Annotated in this window: 14 protein-coding genes and 1 riboswitch; of the genes, 9 read left to right on the forward strand and 5 right to left on the reverse strand. The window is 49.5% G+C overall.

Going from position 1 to position 18,659, the window contains the following annotated elements; translation table 11 throughout:
* Positions 1–391: 391 nt before the first annotated feature.
* On the forward strand, positions 392–1,663 hold the full coding sequence (locus tag ACFQ3W_RS13890) for an MDR family MFS transporter (protein ID WP_379319833.1): 1,272 nt from the start codon (positions 392–394) through the stop codon (positions 1,661–1,663).
* Between the two features lie 77 nt (positions 1,664–1,740).
* Here the strand turns inward: ACFQ3W_RS13890 and ACFQ3W_RS13895 are convergent, their stop codons facing one another.
* The 4 genes from ACFQ3W_RS13895 to ACFQ3W_RS13910 all read right to left on the reverse strand — a co-directional run bounded on the left by ACFQ3W_RS13895 (position 1,741) and on the right by ACFQ3W_RS13910 (position 6,179).
* On the reverse strand, positions 1,741–2,721 hold the full coding sequence (locus ACFQ3W_RS13895; RefSeq protein WP_379319834.1) for a polyprenyl synthetase family protein: 981 nt from the start codon (positions 2,719–2,721) through the stop codon (positions 1,741–1,743).
* A 60-nt stretch (positions 2,722–2,781) separates the two neighbouring features.
* Positions 2,782–3,234, reverse strand: coding sequence for a hypothetical protein (locus ACFQ3W_RS13900; protein WP_379319835.1), 453 nt, complete (start codon positions 3,232–3,234; stop codon positions 2,782–2,784).
* A 133-nt stretch (positions 3,235–3,367) separates the two neighbouring features.
* Positions 3,368–5,245, reverse strand: coding sequence for an NAD(P)/FAD-dependent oxidoreductase (locus ACFQ3W_RS13905; RefSeq protein WP_379319836.1), 1,878 nt, complete (start codon positions 5,243–5,245; stop codon positions 3,368–3,370).
* A 37-nt stretch (positions 5,246–5,282) separates the two neighbouring features.
* Entirely contained in the window at positions 5,283–6,179 is an 897-nt protein-coding gene (locus ACFQ3W_RS13910) for an FMN-binding protein (RefSeq protein WP_379319837.1), read from the reverse strand.
* Between the two features lie 571 nt (positions 6,180–6,750).
* On the opposite strand from ACFQ3W_RS13910, the gene ACFQ3W_RS13915 reads away from it, so the two are divergent.
* The 5 genes from ACFQ3W_RS13915 (at position 6,751) to ACFQ3W_RS13935 (ending at position 14,543) form a co-directional block, all read left to right on the forward strand.
* The gene (locus ACFQ3W_RS13915) at positions 6,751–8,283 is read left to right on the forward strand and encodes an HD-GYP domain-containing protein (RefSeq protein ID WP_379319838.1); all 1,533 of its coding nucleotides are present in this window, start codon (positions 6,751–6,753) and stop codon (positions 8,281–8,283) included.
* A 15-nt stretch (positions 8,284–8,298) separates the two neighbouring features.
* Entirely contained in the window at positions 8,299–9,738 is a 1,440-nt protein-coding gene (locus ACFQ3W_RS13920; protein WP_379319839.1) for an ATP-binding protein, read from the forward strand.
* 33 nt (positions 9,739–9,771) lie between these two features.
* Positions 9,772–10,149, forward strand: coding sequence for a RidA family protein (locus ACFQ3W_RS13925; protein WP_379319941.1), 378 nt, complete (start codon positions 9,772–9,774; stop codon positions 10,147–10,149).
* Between the two features lie 474 nt (positions 10,150–10,623).
* Entirely contained in the window at positions 10,624–13,767 is a 3,144-nt protein-coding gene (locus ACFQ3W_RS13930) for a DEAD/DEAH box helicase (protein ID WP_379319840.1), read from the forward strand.
* On the forward strand, positions 13,764–14,543 hold the full coding sequence (locus ACFQ3W_RS13935; RefSeq protein ID WP_379319841.1) for a hypothetical protein: 780 nt from the start codon (positions 13,764–13,766) through the stop codon (positions 14,541–14,543). The genes ACFQ3W_RS13930 and ACFQ3W_RS13935 overlap by 4 nt, the downstream gene beginning before the upstream one ends.
* A 694-nt stretch (positions 14,544–15,237) precedes the next feature.
* On the opposite strand, the gene ACFQ3W_RS13940 is transcribed toward ACFQ3W_RS13935, so the two are convergent.
* A complete protein-coding gene (locus ACFQ3W_RS13940) occupies positions 15,238–15,939 on the reverse strand; it encodes a GTP pyrophosphokinase (protein ID WP_379319942.1) in 702 nt (233 codons plus the stop codon).
* Positions 15,940–16,421: 482 nt separating this feature from the next.
* Between ACFQ3W_RS13940 and ACFQ3W_RS13945 the strand changes: the two genes are divergently transcribed.
* From ACFQ3W_RS13945 to ACFQ3W_RS13955, 3 genes are all read left to right on the forward strand, one after another.
* Positions 16,422–17,198, forward strand: coding sequence for a zinc ribbon domain-containing protein (locus ACFQ3W_RS13945; protein WP_379319842.1), 777 nt, complete (start codon positions 16,422–16,424; stop codon positions 17,196–17,198).
* A 248-nt stretch (positions 17,199–17,446) separates the two neighbouring features.
* Complete coding sequence (locus ACFQ3W_RS13950; RefSeq protein WP_379319843.1) at positions 17,447–17,752, forward strand: hypothetical protein; 306 nt, start codon at positions 17,447–17,449, stop codon at positions 17,750–17,752.
* A 55-nt stretch (positions 17,753–17,807) separates the two neighbouring features.
* A riboswitch (purine riboswitch) is annotated at positions 17,808–17,907 on the forward strand.
* 141 nt (positions 17,908–18,048) lie between these two features.
* On the forward strand, positions 18,049–18,636 hold the full coding sequence (locus ACFQ3W_RS13955; protein WP_379319844.1) for a xanthine phosphoribosyltransferase: 588 nt from the start codon (positions 18,049–18,051) through the stop codon (positions 18,634–18,636).
* Positions 18,637–18,659 lie beyond the last annotated feature (23 nt).

Raw genomic sequence — 18,659 nt, forward strand, 5'->3', positions numbered from 1 at the left:
ATCTAAAAGGGGGCGATTTGACTTCGTGGGGTTATTTCGCTTTTTTTAAATGCACTTTTTGCATCTAAATGCTAGAGGTCTGCAATAAGCCGGGATTTAAGTGTACAAAATGCATTTAGTTTGAACGTATCTTTACGAAATCCATCCATGCCCGTGGGGTCTGTAACCATTAGAGACTTATAAATATTCAAAAGGACGCTTCTGGAGGAAGCGTCCTAACACAATATCAAGAACAAATGTTCGGTTCATATTACAATCAAACTAAACGCGACTGTATTCGGCTTTCATATTAATAGTATAAATTTTCCCACCCAAAAAGTCTATATTTTACCTAAAAAATACCTTATAGTTTGGTTACCCGGCCGGGAAACTCATAAGGTGGAGGACTCAAGTGCAAATACGTGTTTGGGATAACAACTTAAAAGTCAGGTTAGCCGGCGAAGCTATGTACAACATGTTGTTTTGGATGTACTTTCCGTTTATCACTGTCTACTTTGCAGTAGCGTTAGGGAGCCGTATAGCTGGGATCATGATGGCGGTTCTGCCACTGTTCAGCATGATTGGTAATTTGCTAGGAGGGGCTCTGGCTGACCGATTCGGTAGGCGCCCTGTGATGTTGCTGGGGACGATGCTGCAGGCACTGATGTTTGCCATGTTCGCGGTGTCGCCTTCCCACTTGCTCGACTACTTTGCTTACGTTGGTGTCGGATTTGGAGGGGCCATGTACAGGCCGGCAAGCTCCGCCATGGTCGCAGACCTTGTACCCGTGGAACACCGGCGTCAGGTATTCGCCACATATATGACAGCCAACAACGTTGGTGCGGTGCTTGGACCGGCCCTTGGAGCTGTTTTCTTTTTTAAGTATCAGCAAGAGCTGCTGTGGACCTGTGCGCTGGTGATGCTGCTGTATTTTATCGCCATTTTCATCATGGTTCATGAGACGCTGCCGAATTCGACTAGAAGCAAAGGGCCTTCCGCTACAAAAATGCATGTATTCAAGGAGCAGTGGAAGAGCTATGGAATCATTCTCCGCGACAAGGTGTTCCTCGTTTATATTTTTGCCGGAATTTTCGCTATGGTTCCCATTATGCAGTTGGATTTATATCTGCCTGTTTATGTGACCCAGTATGTCCCTGCCCAGTCGATATGGTCATGGAAAGGTGAATCATTTACCCTCACAAGCACAGAGATTTTCGGCGCATTGCTGGGCTTTAACGGATTCTTGTTCGTCGTATTCATTCTTCCGGTGACAAAATGGTTCGGTCGCTGGAAGGAACGAAATGTTTTCATACTATCCTCATTGTTGTCGGGCTTCGGGACATTTGCATTGGGTTTTAGCACGAATATATGGTTCTTGTTCATCATGACGATATTTTTCACCTTTGGAGAAATGGTACGAACTCCGGTGACGCAGAGCTTCATTAGTCGGTATGCCCCGGAGCACGCCAGAGGGCAGTATATGGGGGCTGACAACCTTCAGTACACGATCGGAAAAATGGTTGCTCCGGCGACAGTGTTCCTATCTGGCTGGTTAGCACCTATGGGGATATTTTCGATCATCCTGGTGTTTGCATTTATCAGCTCCCTACTATATATTTGGCTGTTTCGTATTTATACGGAGCCTAACCGTGTCGATGTTCCCGGTTGGCAATCAATACAGTAACGAAAAAGCGCGAGAGCCTGAGACGTTGCCCTGGCTTTCGCGCTATTGCACGTAATTGAAGAATGATATGTTCCGAGCTACTTATCTCTGCCGCTAAAATAATCCAGCAGGGCTTGCAGATCCTGATGAGCAGGGTACTGGCGAAGCGAATCAATGATGCTTTGGGCTTCATCAAGATATTGGCGGCTCAGCCGTTCGGTCTGCTCAAGGGCACCACTTGTCTGGATTAAAGCGATAACTTCATCGACTTCCGCGGCCGGTGTGTCAGGCGATATTGCCCGGATCGAAGGAGCGAGCGCTTCATCGTGGAGCGCGTACAGGACGGGGAGCGTAACCTGGCCGCTCCGTAAGTCGCTACCGGCCGGTTTGCCGAGCTTCTCCGCTGACTGCGTAAAGTCGAGAAGGTCATCACGAATCTGAAATGACATCCCGAGCTTCTCACCAAAAGAATAAAGCAGATCGGCAATCTCATCATCAGCGCCCGCTGCTTTTGCACCAACCTCCAGACAGGTCGCCATTAGCTGGGCGGTTTTGTTTTTCGACTTCTCCAGGTATTCCCCAACCGTTACATCATAGTCAAAGAGATGGGCTAGCTGCTCGTATTCACCCATACAGAGCTGAGTTGTCGCAAGCGAAGACAGGCTGTATACGAAGTTTTCCCGTTCGGCAGAATAACCAGAGATCAGCTCAATAACGCGAGCGGACATATAGTTTCCTACGTGCAGTGCACCCGTGATGCCCAGCTTAACATGCATAGCCTTCTGCCCACGTCTCATAGGGGAATCATCGATTATATCGTCATGGATCAGGGAAGCTGCATGGATGAACTCCGCTGCCGCTGCGAGTCTCCATATTTTTTGCATATCCGGACTAGGGCCGAAGCGGCTCCCCACGATGACCATCATCGGGCGAATGCGCTTGCCGCCGGAGCGAATCAGTTCAATAATACTTTTGGCCAGCGCCGAGGAGCGAGGGACATCCCGGTCGTATTTGACCATATTTTCGATTTCTTGGTCAACCTTTTTCAATGAGATATTCAATGTATCCTCGAGTCTCATGGAACAATCCCCCTCCTATGCGCCGCTCATGCGATAACTTTTAGCCAAAAACTAATCTGCTCAAATCGCTTTGCTCGTCGGTCTGCGATTGTTCTCCAGCTGCAAAAACAACTCCCATCCTTTGAGAAGACGATCATCCTCGGGACGGCCTTCTACTCGTTTGATTTGTATTTGCTTAATGACAGGAGCCATATAAGATAGGAGATCATATTCTTCCCACTTTAAGCATATCTGAACATAAAAACTGTATAGATAGTCGCCATCCAGCACCTTACGGGTGAGAAACTCACCACTTTCGGTATTGTCACAACCGATGTGACGCTGCAGGGCAAGCTTGATTGCGATGTAAATGGAAAGTAGACGGCATTGCCGTACTGTAGGCATATCGTATTGTTCCAGAAGGTTTACCAGTGGTGCAACCTCTTCCTGACTCAAATCCAGATGTATGCCGGCCTCGGGCGATAATTCGCCCTGCAATAAGTGACAAGCGTCTTGGAAGAGCTTAAGTTTCATAAGGATACACACTCCTTAAAAGCAGGTGGCTTGCAGGGACCCTGACACCGATTTCGGCAGGTAGTAGAAAAATTAGAGTAATGTGCGCCAGGCGCACATTACTCTGTATCAAGGCTTAATTCATGTAATTAAACTATTCCGTGTATAGATACCATCTACGGACGAACGGGATCTTCTTCCATTGTTTTTTGAGCCAAGGAAGAACGTAGTAGTCAAGACCAAACATGCTGCCCGATCCGCCGATCAGAGCTACGCCAGCCGCCATGTACCAGAGCATTTCCGTGGAGGCCATGCTGGACGACCAGATCATGACACCCAGTGCTACAGTCGCTGCGGAAGAAATCGCTGTGAAGAGACCGAGAATCAAGCAAACGCCGATCGCAAGCTCTGCGAAAACCATGAAGAATTGGAACACGGTTGCGAGTGCGGTATAACCACCATCGGAAGTGTAGAAGAATACATCCATGAACCAACCAACAATACTCTTGATGAAACCCGGTACCGGAAGTGCGGTAACCGCCGTCGAAGCACTTTCTACCGCCGAAGCCGCAGCTTGGGTGTCAACGGTTTGCGTAACTGCACCTGCTGCTTCACTGGCAGCCGAAACAGCATCAGCTTTCGGAGCGGCAGGAATCAAGAAGATATTATTAGGATCTTTGAATATTTTCGGAAGCTTATCAAGACCTTCTTCCAGCCATTTGTAACCGACAAAGATGCGAAGCGGGAAGAGCCAGAAGTTTGGCGAACGTTTGGCAAAATGCCCTCCGACAAAGCTTCTACGATTGTTCACGTGGAAAAATTCATGCATCATATAAGTCCATACTCTCGCAAAACCAGCCACAGTGAACAGGTAATACATATTGATCAAGTGTTTACTGAACATGGCCATGAAGCCGCTCAGCATAAACAGTTTATTCGGTAAACCAACGTTAGCTACACCGTAACGGCTGCCGATACATACCATCGCACCATGGAATCCAGGTTTGTAGGATTTCTTAGGTTTGCCGTGAACGTCCGCATGAATATTGTGAGCAATAAGCGGGCCGGCTTGCTCGGCATTTTCTACCATCTGCGGAACCGGACGGGACTCGCCTTCCGCAATGTAAAAGATGTTGTCGCCGACGATGTATACATTTTCGTGATCAAGGCTTTGCAGCTTATCGTTTGTCACGATCCGCTTGCGGCCCTCCTGTTTCAAGTCGAGCTTGCCAACCAGGTCGGAACCTTCAACACCAGCTGTCCATACAATCGTTTCAGCTTCAAGCTGCTTATTGTCACCAAGCAATACACTCGAAGGAGTAACACCGGTGATTTTTGCACTCGTTACGATTTCAACGTTCAATTTTTCCAGACGTTTAACAGCCTTTTGAATGAGCTTGTCAGGCAGGATCGGCAAAATTTTCGGAGCCATATCCGCTACGACCAGACGAACCTCACTACGGTCGATAAAGAACTCTTTGCACAGCTCGTCACGGAATTCAGCAAGCTCACCAACCAATTCAACACCGGTGAAGCCAGCACCAACGACGACGAAGGAGAGCATTTTTTTGCGTTTAGCAGGATTCGAGATTTTAGCAGCTTCGCTGAATTTACCGCGAATTTGTTCTTTCAAGCGAACGGCATCCTCATAGGACCACAGGGTCAGAGAATGTTCTTCCGCTCCAGGAATACCGAAGAACGTTGGTTTGCTGCCCGAGCCGATAACGAGGTAATCATAGTTGTAAGTATTGTTCTCGGAACGAAGTTGCTTGGCTGCAAAGTCTATGTTGTCGATAGAGTCGAGCACAACGTCGACTTTCAAGCCTGCAAAAATCTTTTTCAATTCGATTTTGATCGAATCTTCCGGAGCCCGGTTAGCTGCGACTTCATGCAATTCAGTCAGCAGAGTGTGGTACGGGTTTCGGTCAATCAATTTAATTTCTACATCGTTTTCTTTTTTGAACAGTTTGGCCAGATGCTTGGAAGTGACGACACCACCATAACCGCCGCCCAATACTACTATTCTTTTCAAAACGTTCACCTTCTCATATTAGGGTGGGTATTATGGATTATTTCGCTTGATCAAGCGCCTTGGTAACTAGATCAAAGTATTCTTTCAAGCTGATCGTTGCTCCGGAGATTGCATCGGTTTTTCCTTCTGCGTTGAAGGTTACGGAAGCAGGATCTTGTTTTTCGACGAGGTAAGCTTCAGCCTTAGCAACTTCTTCATGCCATTCGGCTTGTGCGCCGCCGGCTTTCATGCCGTATTTGCCGTCGATGGAATATTGCTTCTTGTCTTCGCCTTTGGCATTCACGCCGCTGAAGTTAACCTTTGCGATTTTGCCGGCTACGATAACAACGTCAACGGAATCTTTCCAACCCGACTTAGCGTCAAATTGGTCGCCTTCAGCATGGTAAGTTCCGTCTTTGTAAGGACCAACCTCTACCGGAGCTGCAGCAAGAGCCTTTTCAACAAGTTGAAGGAATTCGCCCACATGAATGGATACGCCGGAAACGGCATCCGTTTTGCCTTCTTTATCAGTCGTGATTGCTTTTGGATCTTGTTTGTCAATCAGAGCTTGCTCAACTTTCTCAGCTTGTTCGTGCCATTCGGAAGAAGCGCCGCCGGCTTTCATACCGTATTTGCCCTCTTTGGAGTAGGTCACTTTATCAACAGGGGCTTTTTCGCTAAGTCCGTTCCATATAGCTCCCGTGATTTTGCCTCCGGAAACCGTCACTGTCACATAATCTTGCCAACCGGTTTTCGCATCAACATCGCCTTGAGCGTAGTAAACGCCATCTTTGAGTTGACCTTGTGCGGCAGAAGTGTTCGTGCTAGAACTGTTCTCCGTAGCTGCCGGTGCGCTATTTGCTGGCTCGGCTTTGTTAGCGTCATTGTTCGATCCGCAGCCTGCCAACAAGCCTAGCAGGAGTGCACTGCTAAGAATAATTGAAGCTTTTTTCATAAGAAGACCTCCAGTTAATATGAAATATATATATTAAAATGTGAAGACATTTTAATAACATAAGGGAGACAAAAACCCCGTAAAATAGCCGATTTATAAGGGGTATAAGGAGTCGGAAAACCTTTGTTCGATGGAATTTTAGCATATAAAAATATGCGTTAATGTGAAATACATCACTAATAGTGTGACATAAGGCAACCCCTCAAAACGCCGGATCAAGCTCCCCATAAGGGAAGCGCCGGATGTAAACGATTACTTAATATTTAAAATATTTATTTTTTTAGAATGAGAACGAAGAAGCAAAATTAAGTCACCAATATAGGATAACAGATTAGTCCCCTTTGGTCACCCGTAATATGTTACCACGTAGTGGCATCTTTTTGAAGTCGGTTTCCTGCGAACGCTTATTATGGTAAAAGATAAATTAATATGTAATAATTTGGTTTGTTATACAAACTGTATGAACTTGCAAACAATCTGTATTAGCAATTTTATGAAAATTTGTGGTGTTAATGCCGATAATTAAAGTAGTAGACTTACGAGAAAAACGTCACGGAAGGATGAGAGCACCTTGACGGTATATAGGACCTTTATTTCGCGTCTTATGCTTAATTATGCAATCGGTCTAATGTTGGCGTTCGTAGCCATTGGCAGTTTGGTCGCTGCTGTACCCTTAAAAATAACCGAAAAGGAATACATATTGCTGTTGAGCGTATTGTGCCTTTCTCTTTGCGTAATGCTCATTGTAGAAGGGATCGTCTTTTACCTGCAGATTAAACCGATCCGCCTTGCCTTCCATAAGGATCTAACCAGCTTTCAGGAGCTGCATCGCGTCTATGAACGGATACACCGACTTCCTAGCTTATCCGTCAAACGCATTCTTGGCCCGCACATGTTAGGCAGCATGATCCCCGGAGCTGGGCTATCCCTCTATCTAATTGACACAGATCATCTATCAATCCCTTCCTATTATGTATTGCTCGCTTCCTTAGGCGGACTTGTCGTTTCCAGCATGCATGCTTTAGTTGAGTTTTATTTAACCTCCAACTGCATTCGACCGGTACTGGAAGAACTCAATTCGTGGAGCTACAAGCTGTTTGGGAGAGAGCTTTCACTAGGAGGACGGGTTATCGTCCCTATTTCAAAAAAATTAAGATGGAGCTTTTTTATCATCGGCGTTTCGCCGCTCCTTCTGTTAGGACTTTCCGTCCAATTTCGGCTTGGATTATGGGGGGAGAGCGCGTATACATATTGGCAGTGGGCCGGCCTCATTCTTGCAGTTGGTCTCGGCTTTGCATTTATCGGGTCACGGCTGCTGGCCCGTGAGATCATGCAGCCGATTCAGCATTTATATCAGCGCATGGCTTTGGTGAAAAGCGGACATTTCCGGGTTTTCGCCACCGATTTGTATTCCGATGAGTTCTCCAGACTTGTCTCCGGCTTCAACCACATGCTTCGGGGAATCCAACTGCAGGCGGCCCGGAACAATCAACTGATCGACAGCTATTTCGCTACACTAGCGGCAGCGATGGATGCGCGGGATCCTTATACGGCTGGTCACTCCCTACGGGTGGCGAATTATGCCGTCAAAATCGGGCAGATGGCTAACCTGCCAGAAGAAACGATCGACGAACTCAGAAAATCGGCACTACTGCACGATATCGGCAAAATCGGCATCCCGGATGCAGTTTTATTGAAAGAAGGGCAGTTAACGAAGGAGGAGTGGGAACTCATCAAGGAGCACCCCGCTCTCGGCGAGGCCATTTTGAAGCAGATTGAACCAAAAGACGCCATGGCTCCATTTTTACCGGGGGTCCGTTCTCATCATGAGCGTTATGACGGGGGAGGTTACCCGGATGCACTTAAAGGCGAGCAAATACCGCTGTTTGGAAGAATAATTGCTGTAGCGGACGCTTTTGATGCTATGACGTCAGACCGCCCATACCGGAAAGGGCTCAATACCAGCCAGGCTATTGCTATTTTGGAGAACGGCCGAGGGACTCAATGGGACCCCTACTATACAGAACTCTTTATCGAGGCATACCGTCATGAAATGAAGGAGGCAAAGCTGCTAAAGACAGCAGACAGCGACTCTATTAAATAGAGTAGGAGTGAGCAGATGGGTTTCGGAAATATGTTCTTGTTAAATCTTGCAATGTTGGTGACGGTGGCTTATCTCGTAAATGTCTTCTATAAATATGGCTTTAAAAGACTATCTCGGCGGACAAACTATTTATTATCCATTGTAATCATGATTTTGTCAGGCTGGATTTGTATGAAATTTGGATTTCAGGTAAATGACGATGTCATTTTTGACCTGCGTTTTGTACCGCTCATTATCGCGTCAGTCACCTATTCCAACCCAATAACAATTATTGTGATCGGCACAGGTATCGGGCTCGCTCGCTTAACGTTCGGAATTACCGATGCAGCTATTGCAGGTTTTATAAATCTATCAATTCTTGGACTGGTATGCGCCTGCTTAAATGTATGGATGAGGAGGAGCCAGAGTCGTTTTGCGGTAAAGGGATTCGTTACGATCCTAGTAGTTAATGTTGTTTTCTCACTGAACAGCGCTTTGTTTGGGGTATATTCCTTCAATAAATATATGCTTGAGATCATGCCGATTGTTTTTCCTTTAAGCGTCTTGCTTAGTATGGTATTCGCCTTTATTCTCCGTGATTTTCAGCTGGAGCATCGGCAGTATTTGGAGTTGATGCATGCCAACGAGCTGCTGATGAGGCAGACCGATGAACTACATAAAGCGAAGATTGTGCTGGAGGAACGGGCCAAGCAGCTCTCTATTGCTTCCAGATATAAATCGGAGTTCCTGGCGAATATGTCCCACGAACTGCGGACGCCGCTGAACAGCATCATCAATCTGGCCCAAATCATTGCGGAAAGCGACGATACCGAGGACGACCTTTCGGAGTATGGGCGCATTATTTATAAATCTGGTCACGATTTGCTGCAGCTCATTAACGATATTCTTGATTTGTCCAAGGTGGAGGCGGGTAGACTGGAAATAACGAACGAGGAGGTTGTGCTTGCCGAAGTGGCCAATTGGATGCAGGTTCATTTTGAGCATATCGCCTTGCAGAAAAATATACGTTTTGAAATTAGCCGGGAAGAGGGATTGCCGGATACCATCATCTCGGACCCCCAGCGTATCGCACAAATATTGCGCAACCTACTATCTAACGCGTTCAAATTTACGCATGAGGGGTGTGTACAGTTAGCTGTACGAAGAGCGTTGCCGGAAGAGGGGGTTCAGGGAGACTGGCTTGTATTCAGCGTCACCGACACGGGGATTGGCGTTCCAAATGAAAAGCAATCGGCCGTATTTGAAGTGTTTCAGCAGGCGGATGGGTCGATCAGCCGCAAATACGGGGGAACGGGGCTCGGGTTACCGATCAGCAGCAATTTGGCCCGGTTGCTCGGCGGATTTATCCGCATGGATAGTGAGGTTGGACGGGGGAGTGTATTCTCCTTTTACCTGCCCCTGAAGCCGGGAAAAGCGGGAGAAGAGGTCAAGGTTGCGGTAGACAGCCGATTATAGATACAATATATGAAAAAAGGATGGGTGATGGCAATGAACAAACAGGTGATTTCCACGACTTCTGCTCCGGGGGCAATCGGTCCATATTCGCAAGGCATTCAGCTGGGGGATCTGATTTTTACGTCCGGACAGCTTGGCCTTGTTCCCGAAACTGGACAGCTTGCCGAGGGAGTGGAGGCTCAAGCCGCTCAGTCGCTACGAAATGTCAAGGCTGTACTGGAGGCGGCCGGAAGCGGGCTTGATAAAGTGATCAAAACGACAGTATTCCTAAAAGATATGCAGGATTTTGCCAAAGTGAATGAAGTGTATGGATCGTTTTTTACCGAGCCTTACCCTGCCCGCAGTGCCGTAGAGGTCGCACGCCTGCCTAAGGATGGCTTGGTGGAGATCGAGGTTATCGCCGTAAAATAAGGGTGTGGGTAAATCCATAACAATAAGGGAATAATGTTCATTTGAGAGGGCCGTCCGGAGATTTTCTTCTGGTGGCTCTTTTTAATTCTGCTTAGGCCGGTTAAGTAGTGCCGTAGGACTCGTAGGACTGGTTTAAATGCACTTTGTACAGTTAAAAACCGCCTTATTCGGAACTCAGAGCATCTAAATGCAAAAAGTACATTTAAATGGAGCATACCGACCCTGCCAAGCCAAATCACCCTACATTAGATGTATGTTTTACAATTAAAATCGAAAGATATACAATTTGCCTGGAAATAGCTGCACTTTTTACATTTAGACTTTCCCTCTATAGCCTGCGGAATGGGCTTTTGCAAGCGTAAAAAGGAGGGAACGCGAATGTACTATAGAGCTTTATCGGTTTTATAAGGGGACGTTTTCGTATAAGATGATATTAGAGGATTGGAAGGAATCAGGATACGACGGGAGATCATCATGAATCAACGCCTTTATGGAATATGGTTGGGAGACGTGCTGTTTTGCTTCTCCGGTGAAATATCTGAATCTAAAGTGGACGCTTGGACGGCTGTGTTGAGACGGATCGAACCTCAGCCAGGAAGCCGTCCATTTAGTCATGCTGCGTTGCGGTTGGCGGAGGTAAGGTTTCCGGTCTCCTCCGCACGCAGATCGATAGGTTCCGGGGAACGTAAAGGCCTGATCGGGAGAACCATTGAGGGGCTGGCTCTGCCGGTGCCGGAGGCGTGGATGCTGCTGCTTCACTGGAATGAGATGCGGTGGGAGGAGCTCGGTATCAAGCCCGGGCCGGAAATGAACTTCTGGAGCAAAGCCGCTCAGTTTGCCCTGGATTTGCTTTTGCGCGGACGTATTGCGCCTGGCGTTCAGCAGGTAGCTAGCGGTGGACGGCGCCGGGGTGCGCAAGCGCAGCTGCGGGCTTCATGGGGACCTCTTCTTACGGAGAAGGGGGACGAGGAGCGGTTTCGCCAGCTTGCTGGATCTATGCCCCCTATTTGTCTGGCGGCGGTTCAATCCGGAGGGGAGGAGACCGGGACACTAAAAAATCGGCAAATGGCGGTGCTCTATTCCTTTTTGACGGCGATGATCGATCATGAGACGCGAGCGGCAGTAAAGGACCTAGGCCGTAAGCTAAACCCCTGCCGGGCGGACTATCACCGGGGGTATTCCCCGCTTTCGGAATTGTGGTGGAACGGGCTATTAACCGGTGGGCCGCCTCTGGATATTCAAGGTAGCGCAGCCGAATTGGAGCAGCTGACTGCCGAAATTGAAGGTGCCAGCGGGGGCCGTCCGCAGGATGAAGAGGAACTGGACGGGGCTAAATCAGGGAGCTTGCGTCTATGCTTGCGAATTGAACCGACGGGGGAGGAGAACCCGGAATACATAGAACGGGGAAACACCGGGCTTCTTGCTTGGCGGTTGACGTTTTGGGGGGAAGGGGTCGAAGATGCGGGTGTGCTGCTTCCGGCAGGACTGATTTGGAGTTACCCTGGACGGGATATGGAGATTCGGGGACGACTTTACCGGAATGTGCAGGAAAACTTGCTGATTCGGCTTGGTAAGGCTGCTGAGTTATCCCGTGAGTTGACTAATGCGATGCACAGCGCTCGTCCGGAGGGCCTGCTTCTTACCCATGAAGCGGTATATTCTTTTCTCAGCAAATCGGTAGCGAAGCTCCGTAAACACGGGGTTACTGTACAAATGCCTTCCCGCTGGACGAAGGAAGGAAGACGCCCTGCGGGAGTTCGGATTAAAGCACAAGGGTGGTCAGGTCCGCAATTGGAAAGCGGGTCAGCGAATACGCCAAGCCTTGGAGTAGATCAACTCGTAGCCTTTGAGGCGGAGGCGGTTCTGGGAGACCTAAAGATTTCGCTGGAAGAGCTATCGGAGCTGGCTGGCTCGAAGCATTCACTTGTTTTTTTTCACGGCGAATGGATCGAAATTGATGTAAAGGAAATCCGTCAGGTCCTTAAATTTATGAAGCGTCATGAGGCCGGAACGCTGTCCTTCCGCGATCTGATGCTTTTGTCCTCCGGGGATGAGGAAGGACAATTGGACGGAGTGGACGTCAAAGAGCTTCAAACAGCCGGTATGCTGTCTATGCTCATGCAGGGCGAGCTCATCCGCAGCCCGCTTCTCAGACCTGTTCCTCCCGCTCTACACGGGACGCTGCGGCCTTATCAGGAGCGAGGATATCAGTGGCTCGCAACGATGGGTGAGCTTGGCTTTGGCGCTTTGCTTGCCGACGACATGGGCTTAGGAAAGACCATTCAGGTTATCACGGTGCTGCTCGACAACTTGGCGAAGGGGCTTGGGAAAAGTCTGATCATTTGCCCGACTTCCTTGCTCGGAAATTGGCAGCGTGAGTTTAACCGGTTCGCCCCGAAGCTGCGATTGTATGTTCATCACGGCAGCGACCGTGCTCGTGCTGATCGCTTTCAGCAGGAATATCAAGATGCCGATATCGTTCTTACAACGTACCAGCTGGCAGGTAGGGATACGATGGATTTGCGGTCGGTCGAATGGAACACGATCGTACTGGACGAAGCGCAGTATATTAAAAATTTCGGAACCAAACAAGCACAAAGCGTTATGAAGCTGATTGCGCCGCATCGGATCGCGATGACAGGGACGCCGGTCGAGAACCGGCTCAGTGAGCTATGGTCGATTTTTCAGTTTTTGAATCCTGGTTATCTTGGAACACATGCCTCCTTCCGAGCGCGGTTTACAAGCACGAGCGGAGAAAGTCAAAACCAAGAGCTTCGGAAGCTTCGTCACCTTGTCGCGCCGTTTCTTCTCCGGCGACTTAAGAGCGATCCGGATATCCGCAAGGATCTTCCCGAGAAAATCGAAATTAAGTCTTACTGTGCACTTACTGCGGAGCAGGCACGGCTTTATCGGTCGGTAACCGATGAGTTGATGGCGAATATCGGCGACCATGCGGGGATCGCCCGTAAAGGGCTCGTGTTGTCCTCCCTGACCCGGCTTAAGCAGATATGCAATCACCCGGAGCTTGCAACTGGACGAAGCCGCATCGCAGACTCGGCTGTACGGTCTGGCAAGCTGGAGCGGCTCAGCGAGCTTCTCGACCTTATTATGGATAACGGTGAAGCAGCCCTTATCTTTACGCAATACGTGCGGATGGGTGAGCTTTTGCAGGAGCGGCTGGCTGCGCGTTACGGGATTGCTCCATTCTTTTTGCACGGAGGGGTATCTAAACCGGAGCGGGATGAAATGGTCCGCGCGTTTCAAGAAGGCGGGGGATCGCCGATCTTCGTACTGTCGCTAAAAGCGGGCGGGGTAGGTTTAAACCTGACGCGCGCCAATCATGTTATTCACTATGACCGGTGGTGGAATCCGGCTGTCGAGAATCAGGCGACCGACCGGGTGTTTCGCATCGGGCAGCAAAAAAACGTCGAGGTGCATAAGCTGATTTGTCAAGGAACACTGGAGGAACGTATCGACGAATTGATCGAGCGGAAAAAGTCGCTGTCGGAGCAGGTCGTTGGCTCCGGTGAGCAGTGGCTGACAGAAATGTCCGATGATGAGCTGCGCAGTCTGATTGCGCTTCAACTGGACAGCTTCAGTGAGGAGGATGCGCGATGAGCCAAAACGATACGCCTATGCCGCCTGAAGGCATTTCGATTCAGTTTAACGAGAATGAGGCATTAATTGAATGGATAGAGGGACATACGGTATCAGTTCCTCTTGCTTCGGATTGGGGCGAGTCCCCAAATGCGCTGCTGCAGCAGCTGCGGGAGCAGCCGGACAAGCTCGTGGCCTTGCTGGAGAAGGGCGCTGAGGGCATTTCGATGCTGCTGCCGGCAAGCCCGCCGTGGCCGGCGCACGGGATTGAAGGCGCCCGCGGCAGGGCGCGCTGCTCCTGCGGCGAGCCCGCATGCGCGGAGCCGGCGCGGGCGATTGCATACGGCGCTGCCGCATGGGCGGCCGATGCCGAGCTGCGCCTGCGGGCGCTCGGCTGGACGCGCGAGGCGCTGCTTAGCGCCGTGTGGGGCGCCTGGGCAGCAGAAGCCCCGCTGCCCGATCCCGAAGCGGCCCTCCGCCATACGGCGGGGCCGCCGGAGGCGGAAAAGAGGCCGGCGGCTCCGGCGGGAGCCGTCATGGCCGAATGGCTGGCGGAGGCCGCCGAGCAGGGGCGGCTCCACCAGCCAGGGCCGGAGTTCCACGACGTACGCGTGGAACTCCGCAGCGCGGCCGCGGGCAGCGGGCCGGCCCCGCAAGGCCCAGACCCTGGGCCTTGGGCTGCGCTGCTGCCCGGCGTGCCGGGGGCGGCGAAGGGCCTGGCCCTCGTCGCCGCTCAGGTGATGCAGCGGGCGGAGGCGCTCGCCGCCGCGCTGCCGAGAAAGCCGCGCCGACCGTAGGTTCTGGCGCGGCTACGGCAAACGGGGCGTCCCCAAGTCATGGTGGAATACCTGACTTGGGGACGCCCCGTTTGCCTTAGAAGTTGGACCTATAGGAATATAAGCCAACTAAGCCAACTAATTGTATTTTCTACATCTAATTTGATCGACATCGGCAAATTCAAGCGAATAGCTGCAAAAAGTACATTTAAAATTGAGCAGATACGCGAAAATCGTAAAAATCGCTCAAATTAAATGTAGGTTATGCAGCTAAAGTGTTGAATACTCGGCGATGCCTCAAATTAACTGCAGTTTTTACATTTAAACCAGCCAGATAGTCTCAAAGTTCATAGCGGGACCCTATAAACACTGATCCCCTTAGCCCTATCAACTTGTTCGAACACCTCGCTCAATCGGCGCAAACATTCCACTACTGGGCCACTTACTCATCAGTCACACCCAACGAGTTATGTTCACAACCTGGCTTCCCGCCTACACGCACCCAGCAGCTCACCACGCACCGCCCATAATTGCTCCCAATTTCACTCGCTCAATCTCCGCCGATCAGCTATCTGTCCGCCTTAGCACGCGCCTCATTCGGCGATTCGCCCCGCATACATGCTTACACGCTATACGCAATCTGCGGTGGCTCACACCTTCTGTCTTCGCACGGGCCTTGTGCAACTGGTGCCAGAACAGTCTAACAGCGCTGCCCTTACTCCGGCAGCGCTGCCTCCGAGACGTCCATGATTTCCTTGCGGAGTCCGTGCATTTTTTTATCGAGGGCATCGGCGGCCTTGGCGGCTTCGGATAGCTCCTGCACGACGTGAGGAGGAACCTGCTTGTCGTATTTGTAGAACAAAATATGCTCCATGCTGGCCCAGAAATCCATGGCGAGCGTGCGCATTTGGATTTCGACCTTCATCCAGCGCTGTCCTTCAAACAAAGTGAGCGGCACCGCGACGATGACGTGCAGGCTTTGATAGCCGTTGGGCTTGGGCTTGGCGATGTAATCCTTGATCTCCAAAATCTTAATGTCTTCCCGCTGCTGCAAATGGTCCAGCAAGCTGTAGATATCGCGGACAAAGGAAAACACGATCCGCATTCCGGCAATATCATGAATTTGATTGACCATGTTGTCGACCGTCATGTCGAGGCCCTTGCGTTCCAGCTTATCTAAAATACTCTTCGGTTCCTTGATCCGAGTCTTGATGTGCTCGATCGGGCTGTATCCGTTGTGGATTTTCCACTCCGTTTGGATCAGCTTGATTTTATTCTTCAATTCGTCCAGAGCTAGCTGGTACAAGAAGGGGAGCTTCTTCCACTCCTCTAATTTACGCAGCTCATCCTCGCCGATTTCCCATTGATAGAGTTGTCGCAAATCCAACTGCTTCAAAAGACTGTCATTGGGATTCATGTCCGTTATACTCAACAATAATCTTCTCCTAATCGGGCATTCAAAAAGTCGCAAATAGAGATTCCCGAAGGACTCATATAACCTGCTTTAAGTGGAATCAGCTGAAGGCAAAGAAATCGCTTTCAGCACAAATGCAAAAAGCAGGTCCCCACTTCGAAAGGGGGCTGCAAACAATATATTTGCTGCTAACCGCTTTCTTAAAGTCTTATTGATAAGCGCGGGATGGAGACGAAAACCGGGTGCGATAACTTTGACCTTTTGAACGCGCAAAATAATAAAATGACTTCCTATATTATTGTACCTTGAACAGCCCGGTAAAATCAAAATTAATAGTGGAAGCGGAACGCTTTCCAAGGGTTAAAAATAGGTATGAAAAGACCCGATAAAAAGTAAGGTGTGAAGCGACACCCGACTAAGGGCGGTTTCCACCGGCACGTAAAATCTGGTATGATAATGAATATTTCACGGGGAGGAATCGTGTCATGAATATTTTACAGCGGATAAAAGATGGTGCGGGCAAGGTGACCGATCGCGCGCAAAATGCCGTGGAAATCGGGAGACTGAACACGCAAATTTCAAATATTGAACGTGAACTCGGACTGTATTTTCAAAGAATGGGTGAAGTTTTTTTTGACGGCTACCGTTCAAAAGACATGTCCCAGGCCGAAAAGGAAATGCTGGAGCTTGCCAAAACCTGTGATTTGCTCGTGGAGGAGCGAGATGAGATCCGGGTCAAAATCGCCGAGCTCAAAAATGAGAAATTGTGCGGTGCGTGCGGTAAGGCAGTGACGGAGGATGCGGTGTACTGCCAATATTGTGGGCATAAGCTGACCAGAAATAAACCTGCCGCTAAGGCTGATGCGAATGAAGCGAAGGCGGAGCCCTCCAGCGAATGGGCTGCAGCAGCCGGTTTGGAAATTCCAGCAAAATCACAAAGCAAAGAGAGCGAGCTTGACCTGTTGTTTAACGGGGTGATAGCGGAAATGAAGGAGGAACAAATTGCCGATGCCCGGGAGACGGTCGATCCTGAGGAGGAAGCCCGCCTTCTTCGCGATTTGGAACGGGAGCGTAAGCGTCAAGAGGAACTGGATCGCCGCATCCGCACCTGGACGCAGGGTGCTGATAATATAGCAGTGCCGAATTCCGACGCCTCAGCTCCGGAAGAGATCAAGGTAGCAACGGCGAAGTGCCAAATCTGTTCAGCTACGCTAGTGAAGGGCACGAAATGGTGTCCGAACTGCGGATCTGAGCAAATCTAATCGTGAAATGTTCACCAGGTTGTAATAAATAGCTCCGTAAGGTTAGGCGAGATGTCCGTAGTATGAATTAGATGCGTTTTCCGCCGGTACGGTGGTAAAGGAGCTCGTGTAAACGTCCCTTTGCGTCGGCCCGGCTTTAATTTTTTATCGTGGCTGATTGGAGCAAGCTATGCTGCGGATGCTCCCATGAGATGGGGGAGAAGATATAGTATTGTCCAATGAATTTTAGTAGCAGGAGGAAGATAAGTATGGAGTGCATCGTTCACTTTGAGGTTATGCATCACGATGGGGTGAAGGAATTAAGAGGACTGATCTATCCGAAGGAAGGAAATATTCCGACCGAAAGTGATTTTTTGCAGATGTTTGAAGAAATGGGGTACAAGCTTCGCCTGGAGGATCGTGAAAATTTGGTATTTAAGCCGGTAGAAGCAGGGGCGGATTACGACCGGGTTCGCGTACGTAGATTGGATACCGGAGAGAAGAGCTATAAGGAAGACGGCGATTTAAAGTCTCTTCTGACCAACCTGATTCCACGATCATCCCGGCCCCTCTAAAATTACCTCTTTATTTTCCCGGACAGTTTGCGTTATACTTCTAACATTGTGTGAAAGTATAATTCATTGATTTTCTCGTATATGTGCAGGAATCGGCCTGCATGTCTCTACCTGATCACCGGAATGATCGGACTACGGGAGGAGCACTATTTCTGTCCAGCCTCTGGCGGCCTAAAGCTTATCTAAGCAGGGCTGAAAATATAGGGTGTTTCTTTCTGCCATAGTCCATTTTCCGTTTAAGGGGAAATGGGCTTTTTTGCGCATTTACGAGATGTATAGTTTAAGGGGGAACTGTAGTGAAGTTGCTTAAGGACAAGGTTATGTCCGAAGGAATCGTGCTGGGTAACCAGGTATTGAAGGTGGATTCCTTTCTGAATCATCAGATGGATCCGGTGTTGATGAAGGAAGTCGGAAAAGAGTTTGCACGTCATTTTGAGGGGGAACAGATCACCAAGGTGCTTACTATCGAATCTTCAGGCATCGCCCCGGCGATTATGACGGCCCTGGAGCTCGGCGTTCCGATGATTTTTGCCCGTAAAAATAAATCGTTAACTTTAAAGGAAAATATTCTCGTGGAAAAGGTCTACTCCTTCACCAAGCAGGAAACGAACGAAATCACGGTATCCAAAAAATTCTTGGATGAAAATGACCGTGTACTCATCGTGGACGATTTCCTGGCCAACGGAGAGGCAGCGTTTGGACTGGCCCGGATCGTGGAGCAGGTGGGCGCCAAGGTGGCCGGGATTGGTATCGTCATTGAAAAGTCATTTCAGCCGGGCGCACGGCGCTTGAAGGAAGCAGGGTACCGGGTGGATTCTTTAGTTCGAATCGCCGCTTTGGAGAACGGTACAGTCACTTTTGTGGATGACCAAACGAACGAGTAGCGGAATGAATCATTAGTCGCTTT

This window comes from Paenibacillus puldeungensis, from assembly GCF_042678945.1.
Classification (GTDB): domain Bacteria; phylum Bacillota; class Bacilli; order Paenibacillales; family Paenibacillaceae; genus Fontibacillus; species Fontibacillus puldeungensis.